The organism is Amycolatopsis coloradensis (assembly GCF_037997115.1).
GTDB lineage: Bacteria > Actinomycetota > Actinomycetes > Mycobacteriales > Pseudonocardiaceae > Amycolatopsis > Amycolatopsis coloradensis_A.
In genome coordinates this window covers 2781862-2796959 of the sequence record NZ_CP150484.1, presented here as the reverse complement: position 1 = coordinate 2796959, position 15098 = coordinate 2781862, and the positions used below count along the sequence as shown (strand labels likewise).

Here is a 15098-nt window from a genome sequence, read left to right as displayed (position 1 = left end):
CGAGGGGGGTGTGGAAATAGGGACGCTGAACGTCCCTATGTCCACACCCCTCTCACCCTCGGTAACACTCCCCGCCTGCCGAACACGTCGAGTAGCCACAGGGGCGAAGACGTTTGTCCCTCACCGGCCGAGCCTGAGTCCCACGCCACCTTGTCCGGACCCTCGACACCCGTCCTGACCACTCACGGGCCGGATGCGGACCGCACCGCCCGACCTGCGACTTCCGGAATCGCGAGCTCCGTTCCGGCCCGCTCGGCAACCTTGTGGATCCTTCACCCGTAGTACTTCCGGTAAGCACCCGGACAGTCCGTCCGGGTGGTCCGGAATGACCACTACCAGGCGATAGACACACCGCCTGTTGGCGGTATGCCCGCAGCTTGGATATACGGTGGGGCCTGTGACCGCGATTCGCGATCGCCAGAGCGATCCTGATGCCGACGACGTCCCCGTTGCCTGGGACGAGCGTCCGCTCGTCGGCGCCAGGCGAGGGTTGCCCTGGTGGGCGGCCGTCCTGGTGGGCTTCGGGCTCGCCATCCTTGGCGCCTTCGTCGACATGATGATGCAGAAGGACCTGGGCCTGCTGTTCAAGGCGTGCTACGCGCTCGGCGCGGTGGCCGCCGTGGTGGCCGTCCAGCGCCGCGGGCTGTTCGGCCCGATGGTGCAGCCGCCCCTGGTCCTCGCCGTGACCGTCCCGGGGGTCATCCTCCTGACCTCGGACGGCAGCAAGGGCACAGACCTGCTGTCGAGAGCCTTCGACGTCGGCACGCCGCTGATCAACGGCTTCCCGACGATGGCCATCACCACCGGCGTCACCTTGGCGATCGGCATCTTCCGGATCTACCGCGAGCGCGATCCCGATGCCCCGGTGAAGGTGAAGCCGGGTACCAAACCCGAGCGTCGTGACGAGGACAAGCCCGCCGCCCGTCCCGCCGCGGCCGCCGCGCCGGGCCGTGGCCGCCCCGCGTCCCGGACCGGCCAGACGCCGCCCCCGCCTTCCCGCCGCGGTGCTCCGCGAGACGGTGCGCCGCCCCGCCGCCGCCCGGTCGACGACGAGCGACGCCCTCGCCGCGACGCCGAGCCCGGCGCCCGCAAACCGCCGCCGCCGGGACGTCAGCCCCGGCGGCCGCGTCCGCCGGAAGACGGCGAACCGCGCCGTCGCGATCCCCGCGGCGAAAGCGCCCCCGGTGCTCCGCGCCGCCGTCCGCCGCGCGCGGACGATCCGCGCCGCGGAGGGCAGCCGCCCCGCCGCCGCCCGTGGGACGACGAGCGGTGAAGCAAGGGACCTTTGCTCTCGCTTGAGCCGCTGACCAGCGGAAAGGGCCGCCCGGGGAACTCCTCGGACGGCCCTTTTGCGTAGCGGGCGTCAGGCCTTCGCGGCCTTGCGCAGCTCGTGCGGCAGCGCGAACGCGATCTTCTCGTTGGCCGTGGTGACCTCGTCGACGTTGTCCCAGCCACGCTCGGCCAGCCACGCCAGCAGGTCCATCACCAGCACCTCCGGCACCGAAGCGCCGCTGGTGACGCCGACGGTCTCGACGCCTTCGAGCCACGCTTCGTCGACCTCGTGCGCGAAGTCGACCAGGTGCGACGCGCGCGCCCCCGCCTTCAGCGCGACCTCGACCAGCCGCTTCGAGTTGGACGAGTTCGTCGAGCCGACCACCAGGACGAGGTCGCACTCGGCGGCCATGGCCTTGACCGCGACCTGGCGGTTAGTGGTGGCGTAGCAGATGTCGTCGCTGGGCGGGTCGGCCAAGCCGGGGAACTTGTCCCGCAGCTGATCGACGCGCTCCATGGTCTCGTCCACCGAAAGGGTGGTCTGCGACAGCCAGATGACCTTCGACGGGTCGCGGACCTCGACCTTGTCGACGTCCTCGGCGGTGTCGACGAGCTGCACCTTGTCGGGAGCCTCGCCGGCCGTGCCTTCGACCTCTTCGTGGCCTTCGTGACCGATCAGCAGGATGTCGTAGTCGTCCTTCGCGAACCGGTTGACTTCCTTGTGCACCTTCGTCACGAGCGGGCAGGTCGCGTCGATGGTCCGCAGGTTGCGCTCGGCGGCCTCGGCGTGCACCGCGGGCGAGACGCCGTGCGCGGAGAACACCACCAGTTCGCCTTCCGGCACCTCGGAGGTCTCGTCGACGAAGATCACGCCGCGCTCGCGCAGGGTCTCGACCACGTGCCGGTTGTGCACGATCTCCTTGCGCACGTACACCGGTGCGCCGTAGAGCTCGAGCGCCTTTTCGACGGCGATGACCGCGCGGTCGACCCCCGCGCAGTAGCCGCGAGGCTTGGCGAGCAGGACACGTTTGCCACCTGCCGGCACACCGGACTCGGTGATCGTCGGACTGCCGGCGGGCGTGATTCCGGGACTCGCAGAACTCATGCCCCCAGGGTACGGGCTGCCCCGGGGGCTCCCCGCACTCACGTTCAGGTGACCAGGGAACCCCTCCAAAGGATGTGCGTGGAGTCACGTCCTGTGAGGCGACACACCCGTTCGGTTGGGCAGGATGGCCCGGATACGGCAGGCTAGACGCATGAAGCCTCTCCCGCTCCCCCTCCGGGTCGCCGCGGGCCTCGCCGTCACCACCGCCGAGCGGGTTCGCGAACTTCCCAAGCAGCTCACCGGGCTCCCCGTCACGGTGGTCAGCCAGGTACTCCAGTTCTCCATGCGCGTCCAGCAGCACGTCACCGAACTCGCGATCAAGGGCGACGACGCGCTGTCGGGTCTCCGCCCGGTCGAGGACACGCCGAGCTGGGCCACCTTCGACGAAGATCTCCCGCCGGACGTCGGCGAACGCCGGTACGAGCGCGACTCGTGCGTCATCCCGCTGCGAGAGGACGCCGAGGTTCCCGAGCCGCGCGCTGAGACCAACGGCCATCTCCGGGACCTCGAAGCGCTCACTGAGGACCCGTGGGCCGAGGAGGAGCGCGCGCTCGCCGAGGACCACGCCGACGGCGAGTTCGACAGCGCGAGCGCGCCCGTGACCTCCGGTCCGGCCGGGCTCGACGACTACGACACGCTCACCCTGCCGCAGCTGCGCGCCCGCCTGCGCCGGTTCGACCTCGCGCAGCTGGAAGAGCTGCTGACCTACGAACGGGCGAACGCCGACAGGGCCTCGTTCGTCGGCATGCTCACGCGGCGCATCGGGAACGTGAAGAAGGCCGACGGCGACGGCGCGGAAGGCCAGTGAGCGCCGAACCCACCTCCGCGGCGGCGGGTCCGTCCACCACCGCCGAAAACCCGTGGCCGGTCCGCACGGTCGCCCGCAAGGTCGGCGAGTGGATCAACCGGCTCGGCGCGGTCTGGGTCGAAGGTCAGGTCACGCAGATCTCGGCCCGCCAAGGCACCAACACCGCGTTCCTGACGCTGCGCGACCCGTCCGCCGACGTCTCGATGTCGGTGACCTGCCCGATGGGCCTGCTGCGCACGATCGAACCTCCGCTGCGCGAGGGCGCGAGCGTCGTGGTGCACGCGAAGCCGACGTTCTTCATGAACCGCGGGTCGCTGAGCCTGCGCGCCAACGAGATCCGCGCGGTCGGCATCGGCGAGCTGCTCGCGCGGATCGAGCGGCTGCGGCGGCTGCTGGCCGCCGAGGGCCTGTTCGCGCCCGAGCGCAAACGCAAGATCCCGTTCCTGCCCAAGGGGATCGGGCTGATCACCGGCCGCGCGTCCGCCGCCGAACGCGACGTGCTGGTGAACGCGCAGGCCCGCTGGCCGCATGTCGCGTTCAAGGTGATCAACACCGCCGTGCAGGGCTCACTCGCCGTCCCGCAGATTCTCCAGGCACTGTCCAAACTGGACCGTGACCCGGACGTCGACGTCATCGTGATCGCGCGCGGCGGCGGCAGCGTGGAAGACCTGCTGCCGTTCTCCGACGAAGCGCTGTGCCGCGCCGTGTCCGCGGCCGGGACCCCGGTGGTCAGCGCCATCGGGCACGAGCCCGACACCCCGCTGCTCGACCACGTCGCCGACCTCCGCTGTTCGACGCCGACCGACGCCAGCAAACGGATCGTGCCCGACGTGCGCGAGGAGACCCAGCGCGTCCGTCAGATGCGCGACCGCGGCCGCCGCGCCCTGCACGGGTGGGTGGACACGCAGGTCAGGCTGCTGAACCAGATCCGCAGCCGTCCCGTGCTCGCCGACCCGCTCGGCCCGATCCAGCGGCGCTCGGACGACGTCGAGATCCACCGCGAACGCGGTCGCCGCGCGATGCTCACCCTGCTCGCGAAGGACCAGGCCGAGATCGCCAGCTCCCGCGCGCGGCTGACCGCGCTCGGCCCGGCGGCGACCCTCGAACGCGGCTACGCCGTGGTGCAGTACACCGATTCCGAAGGCAACCTCCAGGTACTCCGGTCCGTCTCCGAGGTCGTGGACGGCGCGAAACTGCGCGTCCGCGTGGTCGACGGCGCGCTCGGCGCCGTCGTCTCAGGGGAGCCGGAGGAGGGGCGTTGACGGCGAGTTTCCTGCCTTTGACCATCGACGCCGCGAGACGGGCCGATGCCCCCGATGTGCTGCGCAACGCAATGCTGACCGACCGCGCGGCCGCCGAGTGCTGGACCGTGCTGCTCGCGGGCTGCGAGTTCGCCACGAAGCGAGGTCTCGACGCCCAGCTGCGCAAACTCTCCGAAGCGACGGCCGAGCATGTCGGCACCCGATGGTGGTTCGCGGACGGCACCGTGCACCGCAAACGGGTGGCGCGGGCCCAGGAGAACCTGGTCGCGGCGATCGCGGAGAGTGACGGCCAGGAGTTCGCCCTCGCCTTCGTGGGTTACGACAACGCCATGGCCGGCGCGGTAGTGTGCGCGGGTATCGGCAAGCACCGACGTCCGGTAGAAGGAAGCACAGCGTGAGCAAACCCGGTGGCGAGACCGCCGAACTCGGCTACGAGCAGGCCCGCGACAGGCTGGTGGAGGTCGTCCGCGAGCTCGAAGCCGGCGGGCTGTCCCTGGAACAGTCGCTCGCTCTGTGGGAGAAGGGCGAGCAGCTGGCGAAGGTCTGCGAGCACCATCTCGAAGGCGCTCGGGAGCGGATCGAGGCAGCGTTGTCCTCCGTGGAAGACGAGACCGGCGACGGTCAGTGACGTTCACCATGCTCCTGCGCCACCGAACCATCGTGGGTATCTGAGAGACTGGGACCCCGCCGAGTTCCTGACCCGGGAGGCCGCATGCCCACCCCCACCTCGTCCGCCAGCTCTTCTCGACGCCCTGAAGCCCCTGATCGCAACCTCGCGATGGAATTGGTCCGCGTGACCGAAGCCGCCGCGATGGCCGCGGGCCGCTGGGTCGGACGCGGGGACAAGATCGGCGGGGACGGTGCCGCGGTGGACGCGATGCGCCAACTGGTCTCGACCGTGTCGATGCGCGGTGTCGTCGTCATCGGCGAGGGCGAGAAGGACGAAGCCCCGATGCTGTTCAACGGGGAAGAGGTCGGCAACGGCGACGGGCCGGACTGCGACGTCGCGGTCGATCCGGTCGACGGGACGACCCTGATGGCCAAGGGCATGCCGAACGCGCTCGCCGTGCTCGCGGTCGCCGAACGCGGCGCGATGTTCGACCCGTCCGCGGTGTTCTACATGGAGAAGCTCGCCGTCGGCCCGGACGCCGCCGGCAAGGTCGACCTGGCCGCCCCGATCGCGGAGAACATCCGCCGGGTCGCGAAGGCCAAGAACTCCAGCGTCTCCGACGTCACCGTGTGCATCCTCGACCGGCCGCGGCACGAGAAGCTGATCAAGGAGGTCCGCGAGGCGGGCGCCCGGATCCGCTTCATCTCCGACGGTGACGTCGCGGGCGCGATCGCCGCGGCCCGGCCGAGCACCGGCGTCGACATGCTGCTCGGCATCGGCGGCACCCCCGAAGGCATCATCGCGGCCTGCGCGATGAAGTGTCTCGGCGGCGAACTGCAGGGCCGCCTTTGGCCCAAGGACGACGCGGAGCGCGAGAAGGCGCTGGCCGCGGGCCACGACCTCGACCGCGTGCTCGGCAACGACGACCTCGTCCGCGGTGACAACGTGTTCTTCTGCGCCACCGGTGTCACCGACGGCGACCTGCTGCGCGGCGTGCACTACCGCGCGGGCGGCGCGACGACCCAGTCGATCGTGATGCGCTCGAAGTCCGGCACGGTCCGGATGATCGACGGCTACCACCGGCTGACCAAGCTCCGCTCGTACTCGTCCGTCAACTTCGACGGCCACCTCGACGATTCGCTGGAAGACGACGTAGTTCCCCCTCTCCCCTAAGGAGAAACCGTGCTGAAGCGCGTGCTCGTGGTCCTGCTCGCGGCGATGCTCCTCACGCCTGCCGGGCAGGCCACGGGCGCGGGCGACCTCGTCGGCGGCAGAGAGGCCGACGAGCCGTATCCGTTCATCGCGTCCCTGCATTCGGCCTCCGGTAAGGCTTTCTGCGCCGGGACGCTGATCGCGGCGGACTGGCTGGTGACGGCAGGGCACTGTGTCGAGGGCAAGAACCCGGCGAACCTGAGCGCGCGGATCGGCAGCACCGACAACACCCAGGGCGGCGAAATCGCGAAGCTCGCCGAGATCGTCGTGAACCCGTCCTACAACCCCGAACCCGAGCACGCGGGCGGTGATCTCGCCCTGGTGCGGCTGGCCGCACCGGTGAAGGCGGCGCCGATCACGATCGGGGCCGTCGTGGCTCCCGGAACGCCGACGCGGCTGCTCGGCTGGGGCCAGACGTGCCCGACTTCGGGCTGCGGCAAGGGTCCGGCGAAGCTGCGGCAACTGGACACGAAGATCGTCGAAGGCACGCGGTGCACCGCGAAGTTCGACGGCGCGGTCGAGTTGTGCACCGACAACCCCGGCGGGAACACGGGTTCGTGCTACGGCGATTCCGGTGGGCCGGAGATCGCCAAGGTCGACGAGAAGTGGGTGCTGCTGGGCACGATCAGCCGCCCGGGCAACGCGGATCCGGTGTGCGCGACCTCGCCGTCGATCGCGACCTCGGTGGTGGCGTACGCGCAGTGGATCGCGGAGAAGATCACGCCGCCGACGCCCGCCTGACGTGCGATGAAGGGGCCTTTCATAGCAAATTTCGCGATGAAAGGCCCCTTCATCGCACGCGCTACTCGGCGTTGCTCGAGTGCCCCGGGAACAGATGCGCGTCCGGGTCCAGCATGACCGCGATGTTGTTCACCGCCGTCGCCGCTTCCCCGAACCCGGTCGCGATCAGCTTCACCTTCCCCGGATACGCCGCGACGTCGCCCGCCGCGTAGACCCGCTCCCGCGGGGTCGCCATGGTCGAGTCGACGGCGATCGCGCGATGGTCGATCTGGAGCCCCCAGCTCTCGATCGGCCCGAGATCCGCGGTGAAACCGAGCGCGGCGACGACCGTGTCGGCGCGCAGGATCTCGGGTTCGGCGCCCTTGACCTGGATCTCGACCTCGGCCAGTGTGCCGTCACGGTCGAGGAACCGGGTGACCTCGGCGTCGGTGACGATCCGCACGCCGAGTTCCCGCGCCTGCCGCACGATCGACTCGGCCGCACGGAACTTCGCGCGCCGGTGCACGAGGGTGACGCTCGCGGCGACCGGGTGCAGCGCGAGCACCCAGTCGAACGCCGAGTCCCCGCCGCCGACGACCACCACGTGCTGCCCTTCGTGTGCCTTCAACGAGGGCACGAAATGGACCATGCCGCGGCCGAGCCAGCCGTCGCCCGCGGGCAGCGGCCGCGGGGTGAACTCGCCGATCCCGGCGGTGATCAGCACCGCGCCGGCGCACAGGACCTGCCCGCCGTCGAGGGTGATGGTGACGCCGCCTTCGACGCTTTCGAGTTTCTCGGCCTTGCGTCCGAGCAGATACGCGGGCTTGAACGGCGCCGCCTGGTCGAGCAGGCCCCGCACCAGGTCGCGGCCACGGACCTCGGCGAACCCGCCGACGTCGTAGATCATCTTTTCGGGGTACATCGCGGTGACCTGGCCGCCCGCTTCCGGCAGTGAATCCACGACGGCCATCGAAAGGCCGCGGAATCCCGCGTAGTAGGCGGCGAAAAGCCCTGTCGGACCTGCCCCGATGATGACGAGGTCGTACGACGTTTCCCCAGCGGACTCGCTCATTCGGCACTCTCCCGGCCGGTGGTGGGCGGCGTGATCGAGAACACAATCGATCCTAGCCCTCGCGTGCCGAAAGACACGGAGCGCGCCGAGAGGCGCTGCGCGAGACTTGAGGTATGGCTGAACAGGAATACCGGATCGAACACGACACCATGGGCGAGGTGCGCGTCCCCGTCGACGCCCTCTACCGCGCGCAGACGCAGCGCGCCGTCGAGAACTTCCCGATCTCCGGCCGGGGCCTGGAGCGCGCCCAGATCCGCGCGCTCGGCCTGCTGAAGGCCGCCGCGGCGCGCGTCAACGCGCGGCTCGGCGTGCTGGACGCCGAGGTCGCCGAGGCCATCGCGAAGGCCGCGGACGAGGTCGCCGAGGGCAAGCACGACGCGCACTTCCCGATCGACGTGTTCCAGACCGGCTCCGGGACCTCGTCGAACATGAACGCCAACGAGGTCATCGCCACGCTCGCGTCGAAGGCGCTGGGCCGCGACGTGCACCCGAACGACCACGTCAACGCCTCGCAGTCCTCCAACGACACCTTCCCGACGACGATCCACGTCGCCGCGACGGAGGCCGTCCTGTCCGACGTGATCCCGGCGCTGGAGTACCTGGCCGCCGCCATCGAGACGCGCGCGGGTGAATGGGCGGACATCGTGAAGTCCGGCCGCACACACCTGATGGACGCCGTGCCGATCACCTTCGGCCAGGAGGCGGGCGCGTGGGCGTCGCAGGTCCGGTTCGGGGTCGAGCGGCTGAAGTCGGGCCTGCCGCGGCTCGGTGAACTGCCGATCGGCGGGACCGCGGTCGGCTCCGGGCTGAACGCCCCGGAGGGCTTCGGCGCGGCGGTCTCGCAGGAACTGGCTTCGGTGACCGGACTTCCGCTGACCGAGGCACGTGACCACTTCGAGGCGCAGGCGACGCAGGACAGCGTCGTCGAGACGTCCGGGCATCTGCGCACGGTCGCGGTGTCGCTGAACAAGATCGCGAACGACCTGCGCTGGCTGGGTTCCGGCCCGCGCACCGGGCTCGCCGAACTCGCGCTGCCGGATCTCCAGCCGGGTTCGTCGATCATGCCGGGCAAGGTGAACCCGGTGATCCCGGAGGCGACGCTCCAGGTGGTCGCCCAGGTGATCGGCAACGACGCGGCGGTGGCCTTCGCGGGCGCGGCGGGCAACTTCCAGCTCAACGTGAACCTGCCGGTGATCGCGCGCAACGTGCTCGAATCGGCGCGGCTGCTCGCGGCCGTCTCGCGACTGCTGGCGGACAAGGTGTTCGCGGGTGTGACGGTGAACGCCGGCCGCGCGCGCGAGTACGCCGAGGGCTCGCCGTCGATCGTGACGCCGCTCAACAAATACATCGGCTACGAAGAGGCCGCCGCCATCGCGAAGCAGGCGCTCAAGGAGTTGAAGACGATCCGCGAGGTCGTGATCGAACGTGGTCACGTCGCGAACGGCAAGCTCACCGAAGCCCAGTTGGACGAAGCCCTCGACGTACTCCGCATGGCACGCGGAGGCCGCTAAGCGCCGAGAGCGACCACAGCCGCGTGGAGCGGTGAGGCGAGCGAAGCCGCCAGCCCACCCGAAGGCGGTGTCTCGGCGAACAGGTGCAGCCAGGTCAGCACCGGGCCGAGCAGGATCGCGTGCACGAGGGCCGGATCGGGCCGTCGCGAGAGTTCCCCCCTCGTGACGGCCCGATCGAGCATCTGGACCAGATAGCCGCGTTCGCGGCCGAGGAACACCTCGCCGAACCGCGTTTCCAGCGCCGGATCCGCCCGGACGTCGGCGAGCAGCGAAGGCAGCGCCTGCCGGAGTTCCACACCGTCCAAAGAGGACTGGATCACTTCGAGGACCGCGGTCACGTCACCCCGCAGCGAGCCGGTGTCCGACGGCGGTTCGAGCTCGACGGGATGGATCACCGCCGCGAACACGAGCTCCGCCTTGGACCGCCACCGCCGGTACACCGCGGCCTTGCCGACACCCGCCCGCGCCGCGACCGCGTCGACCGTGCAGCGCTGGTAGCCGGTTTCGGCCAGCAACGCCCGCACGGCCTCGCGGACCGCGTCGTCGATTCCTTCTTCCCTCGGCCTGCCTCTCGCCATGCCCCCAGTTTACGAGACTGACAGTTCCGTATATCGTCCGGGTATGGCCTGGACCAGAACCTCCCGCGAAATCCTCCCCTGCCCGCCGTCCGCGCTCTGGGCGCCGCTGGCCGACCTCACCCGGTGGCCCGACTGGGATCCCGACCTCGCCAGCGTCGAACTGCACGGCCCCGCCGCGGTGGGCTCGACCGGTTTCCTCGTACCGGACGGATTCCGCGGCCGCGTGCACTCACGGGTCGCCGAGCCGTTCACGATCACGTCCCTGACCGAGCACCGCGAGATCGCCTTCCGCCAGCCGATTCCCTTGGGGGCCATGGAGCTCGTGCTGAACCTGACCGAGGTCGACGGCGGGACCGAATTCGTCCAGAAGGTCACCTTCGGCGGGCCGCTGCGCTCGGTCATGGTCGCGATCATCGGCGGTGACGTCGTCAAGCACTTCGACGTCAAGTGCGCCAGACTCGCGGAGCTCGCGGCGGCGCAGGCCGATCACGACGCCTGAGGACACCAGCGCGACCCCGATCACTTGGGAGAAGCGGAAATCCTGCATGCCCAGCAGGAGCGAGACGGCGAGGCCGGAGACCGGCATCAGCCCGACCAGCACCCCGGCCCGGTCCGCGCCCAGCGCCGAAACCGCCGAGTACCAAAGAAGAAACGCGATCGCGGTGACGACCACCGTCAGGTAGCCGAGCGCGATCAGTTCACGCCCGACCGGCCACGCCCAGGCGCCGGACGGGTCGACGATCGTCCCGACGACCGCTCCGCCGGCCCCCGCGGCGAAACATCCCCAGGTCGCGGTCGCCAACGGGCCGAGCCTTTCGAGCACGCCGACGGCGAGCAGCGTGAAGAGCGCTTCGCACACCATGGCCAGCGCCGCGAGCACCAGCCCTTGCCAGCGCGCCGCGCCGCCGCCGGAGAGCACGGCGATCCCCAGGCCGGCGAGCACCGCTCCGGTCACCGGCGCCCACGAGGGCCGCTTCCCCTTGGCCAGCGGGCCCGCCAGCGCGAGCACGAGCGGCGTGCCGCCGAGGAACGCGGCGACCAGACCGGGTTCGGCGTAGCGCTGCGCGAACAGCAGACAGGCCTGGAACCCGATCATCCCGGTCGCCGCGAGGGCGATCAGCGACGGCACGTCGCGCGCTCCCGGCAACGGCAGCGGGCGCCCGCTCAGCCGCGCCCACGCCAGCAGGAGCACGCCCGCCAGCGCGTACCGCAGCGCCTGCCCGGTGATCACCGGGTACCCGTCGAGCATTCCCGTCACCGGCACGGACGCGCCGACGATCAGCACCCCCAGTACGCCGATCGTCACGCCTCTTCGTTCGTTGTCCATGCCCCTCACGATGGCGGCTTTATGGTCCATATCGAAGAGCCAAATCGAGGGTTCTGCGCAGGACCATAACCAGCATGGGTCTGTCAGGACCAGGCACCGGCCCCAGGAGATCCGGGATACTTGTCGACATGACCGAGACGGCCGGACTGGGCGAATTCCTCAAGGCACGCAGGGCGGCGCTGGACCCGGCGGACCTCGGCCTGCCGACGGGGTTCAACCAGCGGCGGGTCGCCGGGCTGCGGCGCGAGGAGCTGGCGCAGCTGGCCGGGATCAGCGTCGACTACTACACGCGGCTGGAACAGGGCCGGGCGCGCAACGTGTCCGACTCGGTCCTCGATTCGCTGAGCCGGGCGCTGCGGCTGCATCGTGNCCGGGCGCGCAACGTGTCCGACTCGGTCCTCGATTCGCTGAGCCGGGCGCTGCGGCTGCATCGTGACGAGGCCACCTACCTGCGCAATCTGGCCGCCCCGAAACGCAAACGCGTCGCACGGCCGAAGACCCAGCGGATCCGGCCGGAATTCCAGATGATGCTGGACGCCCTCCACTCCCCGGCGCTCGTCCTCGGCCGCTACGGAGACGTGCTCACCTGGAATTCCCTCGGCGGCTCGCTCTCCTTCGACCTGGCCTCGCGGCCGGCGGGGGAACGCAACATCCCGAAGATGTTCTTCCTCGACGACCACGCCCGCGAGCTGCATCCCGAGTGGGAAGCCGTGGCGAAGGAGATCGTCGCGAACCTGCGCTCGGAAAGCGGGAGGTATCCGGATGACCCGTACCTCGCCCAGCTCGTCGGCGAGCTCTCCCTCGGCAGCGAAGTCTTCCGGAAACTGTGGGCGAAGCAGACCGTGCGCGAGAAGGCGCACGCCTGGAAGGTGATGATCAACCCGATCGTGGGTGAGCTCCGGCTGCGCTACGAGACGCTGCGGCTGCCCGACGATCCCGACCAGGCTTTGGTGATCTACACCGCCGAGCCCGGCTCCGACAGCGAACGCGCGCTCCGCCTGCTCGCCAGCTGGGTCGCCGATCCCGCGCACGCCTGAGCCCACATGGCGCCAAGTCCGTGAAGGCCTCCTTCCCTACCTTGAGAGTAGGCAAGGAGGCCTTCACTACGTCGCCGTCCGAGCCCGCTCAGCGCGAAACTGTCGGTGCCCGGGTCCATGATGGACCCATGTTGCTCACCGAGGTGGTGACCGCGTCGGCCGAACTGGCCGCCACGAGGTCCAGGAAGGCGAAGATCGCCACCCTGGCCGCGGTCCTGCGCGCCGCGGGCGAACTGGAACTGCCCGCGGTCATCGCGTTCCTCACCGGCCAGCCGACACAGGGCCGCATCGGCACCGGCTGGCGGACGCTGGCCGAGCTGAAGGCGGCCCCGGCCACCGAGCCGTCGTTGACCGTCGCCGAGGTGGACACGGCGTTCGGCACGGTGGGGGCGGCGTCGGGTTCGGGGTCGGTGAAGTTGCGCGCGGAGACGTTGCGGGCGTTGTTCACCAAGATGACCAAGGAGGAGCAGGAGTTCCTGTTCCGGCTGCTCACCGGCGAGCTCCGGCAGGGCGCGCTCGAAGGGATCATGGTGGACGCCATCGCGGCGGCGGCCGAGATCCCGGCCGAAGACGTACGGCGGGCGTTCATGCTGTCCGGGCAGCTCCCGGTGACGGGCCTGGCGGCCATGACAGGCGGCCAGGAGCGGCTGGCGGAGTTCAAGCTGGCCTTGGGCAGGCCGATCCGGCCGATGCTGGCTTCCCCGGCGGAGTCGCTGGACGAGGCGATCACCGAGCACGCCAAGGCGCTCGTCGAGTACAAAATGGACGGTGCGCGGATCCAGGTCCACCGCGACGGCGACGAGGTGCACGTCTACACGCGGACGCTGCGGGAGATCACCGGCAGCGTCGGCGAGCTGGTGGATCTGGTGCGCTCCTTGCCCTGCACATCGGTGGTGCTCGACGGCGAGACGCTGGCCCTGACCGACGACGGCAGGCCCAGGCCGTTCCAGGAGACGATGAGCCGGTTCGGCAGCACACGCGAGGAGCAGGTCAAGGCGCTGTTGCTGCGGCCGTATTTCTTCGACTGCCTGCACCTCGACGGCGTCGACCTGCTGGACGCGCCGCTGTCCGAGCGGAACGCCGCCCTGCGTCAGGTCGCGGGCGAGCACGTCATCCCGGGCGAGATCGCGCCCGCCTCGGCCGAGGCGGTGCTGGAAGCGGCGATGGCCGCCGGACACGAAGGCGTGATGGTCAAGGGCCTCGCGTCGCCGTACGCGGCGGGCCGCCGCGGGCGCGCGTGGCTCAAGGTGAAACCGGTGCACACGATCGACCTGGTCGTGCTCGCCGCGGAATGGGGTCACGGCAGGCGCACCGGCACGCTGTCGAACCTGCATCTCGGCGCCCGCGACCCCGACGGCGGGCCGCCGATCATGGTCGGCAAGACGTTCAAGGGCATGACCGACGAGTTGCTGGCCTGGCAGACGAAGACGTTCCAGGAGATCGAGACCCACCGCACGGACTGGGCGGTGCACGTGCGGCCGGAGCTCGTCGTCGAGATCGAACTCGACGGGGCTCAGGTGAGCACGCGATATCCGGGCGGACTGGCGCTGCGCTTCGCGCGCGTAGTGCGGTACCGGCCGGACAAGGAGGCCGCCGACGCCGACACCATCGACACCGTCCGCGGCCTCCTCAAGCCCTGAACTCCCGCATTCAGTCCTCTGAACGCGGGCCTTGCGCGTGCGACTACCGCGTTCAGAGGACGAAACGCCTCAGTAGCAGCGGTCCGAAGAGATCCGGTACGTGTAGTTGTTCGACAGGTTGGAGGTCACCTCGAACCGGATCTTGTGGTACACCGGCGGCTCCCCGAGCACGCCGTGCTTGACCGTGCGCTCCTTGCCCGGCGCGATGGCCCCGCTCCAGAGTCCCTTGTCGAAGACGTCGTCGATGATCTGGACGAGCATTCCCCGGTAGTCGTGGTTGTGCACGGTGATGTCGATGCTCTGCCCCGCGCTCACCTCGACGACCTTGGTCTTCCCGCCCATCAGCGGCCCGCCCTCACAGACCTTCGACGCCGCCGAAGCGGACGGTGCCATCAGCAGGGTGCCTGCCAGCGCGACCGGGACGACGGCGAACAGCTTCTTCTTCATCGGTTCCCCACAACGGTCTTGACGACATTGGACTGGACGGCCAGGTCGAGGCCGATCTTCATGTTTCCCCCGCAATAGGCCTTCTGGCCGTTCTTGAAATGCACCGTCAGATCCCCGGCGCATTCGAACACCTTGACGTCCCAGGTGCGCGTGCCCGGCTTGAGGCAGATCGCGTCCTTCCCGGCCCGGCGCATCCAGCCGTGGTAGCCGGATTCGCAGGTAATGATCGGATCACTGCCCGAAGCGGGCACCGGAGCCGCCTGTGCGGCGGTGACCGGCAGGAGCGCCACGGTGAGCGCGGCCCCGGCCAGTGCGGCGACCTTGACGTACGGACGCATGGATTCCCTTTCCGCAATTAATGTGAGAGTGTTTCGGAAAATCCCATCCGGAATTCCCGGACGCCGATGACGTTAAAGGCCACCGAAGCCACTCCGGAAGCGATTCACGACCGCGAAATGGCCATGGCCGACAGATCAATGTCCATGCAGGTCAGCGCT

16 protein-coding genes and 1 pseudogene are annotated in these 15098 nt (G+C 69.8%); 11 read left to right on the top strand and 6 right to left on the bottom strand.

The features are described 5' to 3' along the window. Positions 1 to 397: 397 nt before the first annotated feature. Positions 398 to 1273: a DUF6542 domain-containing protein gene (locus LCL61_RS13275; protein WP_340687114.1), complete on the top strand. Its 876-nt coding sequence runs from the start codon at positions 398 to 400 to the stop codon at positions 1271 to 1273. A 90-nt stretch (positions 1274 to 1363) separates the two neighbouring features. Here the strand turns inward: LCL61_RS13275 and LCL61_RS13270 are convergent, their stop codons facing one another. Next, positions 1364 to 2377, bottom strand: a complete 1014-nt coding sequence (locus LCL61_RS13270; RefSeq protein ID WP_061986082.1) for a 4-hydroxy-3-methylbut-2-enyl diphosphate reductase — start codon at positions 2375 to 2377, stop codon at positions 1364 to 1366. 151 nt (positions 2378 to 2528) lie between these two features. Between LCL61_RS13270 and LCL61_RS13265 the strand changes: the two genes are divergently transcribed. The 6 genes from LCL61_RS13265 (at position 2529) to LCL61_RS13240 (ending at position 7010) form a co-directional block, all read left to right on the top strand. Beyond that, complete coding sequence (locus tag LCL61_RS13265) at positions 2529 to 3185, top strand: lipid droplet-associated protein (protein ID WP_340687113.1); 657 nt, start codon at positions 2529 to 2531, stop codon at positions 3183 to 3185. Then, positions 3182 to 4447, top strand: coding sequence for an exodeoxyribonuclease VII large subunit (xseA, locus tag LCL61_RS13260; protein WP_340687112.1), 1266 nt, complete (start codon positions 3182 to 3184; stop codon positions 4445 to 4447). Before LCL61_RS13265 ends, xseA begins: the two co-directional genes overlap by 4 nt. Next, on the top strand, positions 4444 to 4845 hold the full coding sequence (locus tag LCL61_RS13255; protein WP_340687111.1) for a hypothetical protein: 402 nt from the start codon (positions 4444 to 4446) through the stop codon (positions 4843 to 4845). The genes xseA and LCL61_RS13255 overlap by 4 nt, the downstream gene beginning before the upstream one ends. Next, the gene (locus LCL61_RS13250; RefSeq protein WP_192743439.1) at positions 4842 to 5075 is read left to right on the top strand and encodes an exodeoxyribonuclease VII small subunit; all 234 of its coding nucleotides are present in this window, start codon (positions 4842 to 4844) and stop codon (positions 5073 to 5075) included. Before LCL61_RS13255 ends, LCL61_RS13250 begins: the two co-directional genes overlap by 4 nt. Positions 5076 to 5159: 84 nt before the next feature. Then, positions 5160 to 6230, top strand: a complete 1071-nt coding sequence (gene glpX / locus LCL61_RS13245) for a class II fructose-bisphosphatase (protein ID WP_034305363.1) — start codon at positions 5160 to 5162, stop codon at positions 6228 to 6230. 9 nt (positions 6231 to 6239) lie between these two features. After that, complete coding sequence (locus LCL61_RS13240; RefSeq protein WP_340687110.1) at positions 6240 to 7010, top strand: serine protease; 771 nt, start codon at positions 6240 to 6242, stop codon at positions 7008 to 7010. A gap of 61 nt (positions 7011 to 7071) precedes the next feature. Here the strand turns inward: LCL61_RS13240 and LCL61_RS13235 are convergent, their stop codons facing one another. Then, positions 7072 to 8061, bottom strand: coding sequence for an NAD(P)/FAD-dependent oxidoreductase (locus LCL61_RS13235; RefSeq protein WP_340687109.1), 990 nt, complete (start codon positions 8059 to 8061; stop codon positions 7072 to 7074). Between the two features lie 113 nt (positions 8062 to 8174). Here LCL61_RS13235 and LCL61_RS13230 point away from each other — a divergent pair, with 113 nt between their 5' ends. Next, a complete protein-coding gene (locus tag LCL61_RS13230) occupies positions 8175 to 9572 on the top strand; it encodes a class II fumarate hydratase (protein WP_340687108.1) in 1398 nt (465 codons plus the stop codon). Here the strand turns inward: LCL61_RS13230 and LCL61_RS13225 are convergent. Further along, positions 9569 to 10150 carry a TetR/AcrR family transcriptional regulator gene (locus LCL61_RS13225; RefSeq protein WP_340687107.1) on the bottom strand — a complete coding sequence of 194 codons (582 nt, stop codon included), beginning with the start codon at positions 10148 to 10150 and terminating at the stop codon, positions 9569 to 9571. The two genes, LCL61_RS13230 and LCL61_RS13225, sit on opposite strands and share 4 nt — an antisense overlap. Here LCL61_RS13225 and LCL61_RS42580 point away from each other — a divergent pair. Next, positions 10149 to 10649, top strand: a complete 501-nt coding sequence (locus LCL61_RS42580) for an SRPBCC family protein (protein WP_425341996.1) — start codon at positions 10149 to 10151, stop codon at positions 10647 to 10649. The genes LCL61_RS13225 and LCL61_RS42580 overlap by 2 nt on opposite strands. Before the next feature lie 45 nt (positions 10650 to 10694). On the opposite strand, the pseudogene LCL61_RS13220 reads toward LCL61_RS42580, so the two are convergent. Continuing rightward, positions 10695 to 11477: pseudogene (locus LCL61_RS13220) on the bottom strand (DMT family transporter); the annotation flags it as partial. 128 nt (positions 11478 to 11605) lie between these two features. Between LCL61_RS13220 and LCL61_RS13215 the strand changes: the two are divergent. After that, entirely contained in the window at positions 11606 to 12514 is a 909-nt protein-coding gene (locus LCL61_RS13215) for a helix-turn-helix transcriptional regulator (protein ID WP_340687105.1), read from the top strand. A 128-nt stretch (positions 12515 to 12642) separates the two neighbouring features. Continuing rightward, entirely contained in the window at positions 12643 to 14154 is a 1512-nt protein-coding gene (locus LCL61_RS13210) for an ATP-dependent DNA ligase (RefSeq protein ID WP_340687104.1), read from the top strand. Between the two features lie 69 nt (positions 14155 to 14223). On the opposite strand, the gene LCL61_RS13205 is transcribed toward LCL61_RS13210, so the two are convergent. Together LCL61_RS13205 and LCL61_RS13200 are read right to left on the bottom strand one after the other, a co-directional pair. Further along, positions 14224 to 14601: a hypothetical protein gene (locus tag LCL61_RS13205; protein ID WP_125791894.1), complete on the bottom strand. Its 378-nt coding sequence runs from the start codon at positions 14599 to 14601 to the stop codon at positions 14224 to 14226. Then, positions 14598 to 14939, bottom strand: coding sequence for a hypothetical protein (locus LCL61_RS13200; RefSeq protein WP_340687103.1), 342 nt, complete (start codon positions 14937 to 14939; stop codon positions 14598 to 14600). Before LCL61_RS13200 ends, LCL61_RS13205 begins: the two co-directional genes overlap by 4 nt. Positions 14940 to 15098 lie beyond the last annotated feature (159 nt).

Coding starts and splice junctions, on each gene's coding strand:
- LCL61_RS13265 (WP_340687113.1), top strand. CDS start 2,529: ATGAAGCCTCTCCCGCTCCCCCTCCGGGTCGCCGCGGGCCTCGCCGTC.
- LCL61_RS13270 (WP_061986082.1), bottom strand. CDS start 2,377: ATGAGTTCTGCGAGTCCCGGAATCACGCCCGCCGGCAGTCCGACGATC.
- glpX (WP_034305363.1), top strand. CDS start 5,160: ATGCCCACCCCCACCTCGTCCGCCAGCTCTTCTCGACGCCCTGAAGCC.
- LCL61_RS42580 (WP_425341996.1), top strand. CDS start 10,149: ATGCCCCCAGTTTACGAGACTGACAGTTCCGTATATCGTCCGGGTATG.
- LCL61_RS13210 (WP_340687104.1), top strand. CDS start 12,643: ATGTTGCTCACCGAGGTGGTGACCGCGTCGGCCGAACTGGCCGCCACG.
- LCL61_RS13205 (WP_125791894.1), bottom strand. CDS start 14,601: ATGAAGAAGAAGCTGTTCGCCGTCGTCCCGGTCGCGCTGGCAGGCACC.
- LCL61_RS13200 (WP_340687103.1), bottom strand. CDS start 14,939: ATGCGTCCGTACGTCAAGGTCGCCGCACTGGCCGGGGCCGCGCTCACC.
- LCL61_RS13230 (WP_340687108.1), top strand. CDS start 8,175: ATGGCTGAACAGGAATACCGGATCGAACACGACACCATGGGCGAGGTG.
- LCL61_RS13225 (WP_340687107.1), bottom strand. CDS start 10,150: ATGGCGAGAGGCAGGCCGAGGGAAGAAGGAATCGACGACGCGGTCCGC.
- LCL61_RS13235 (WP_340687109.1), bottom strand. CDS start 8,061: ATGAGCGAGTCCGCTGGGGAAACGTCGTACGACCTCGTCATCATCGGG.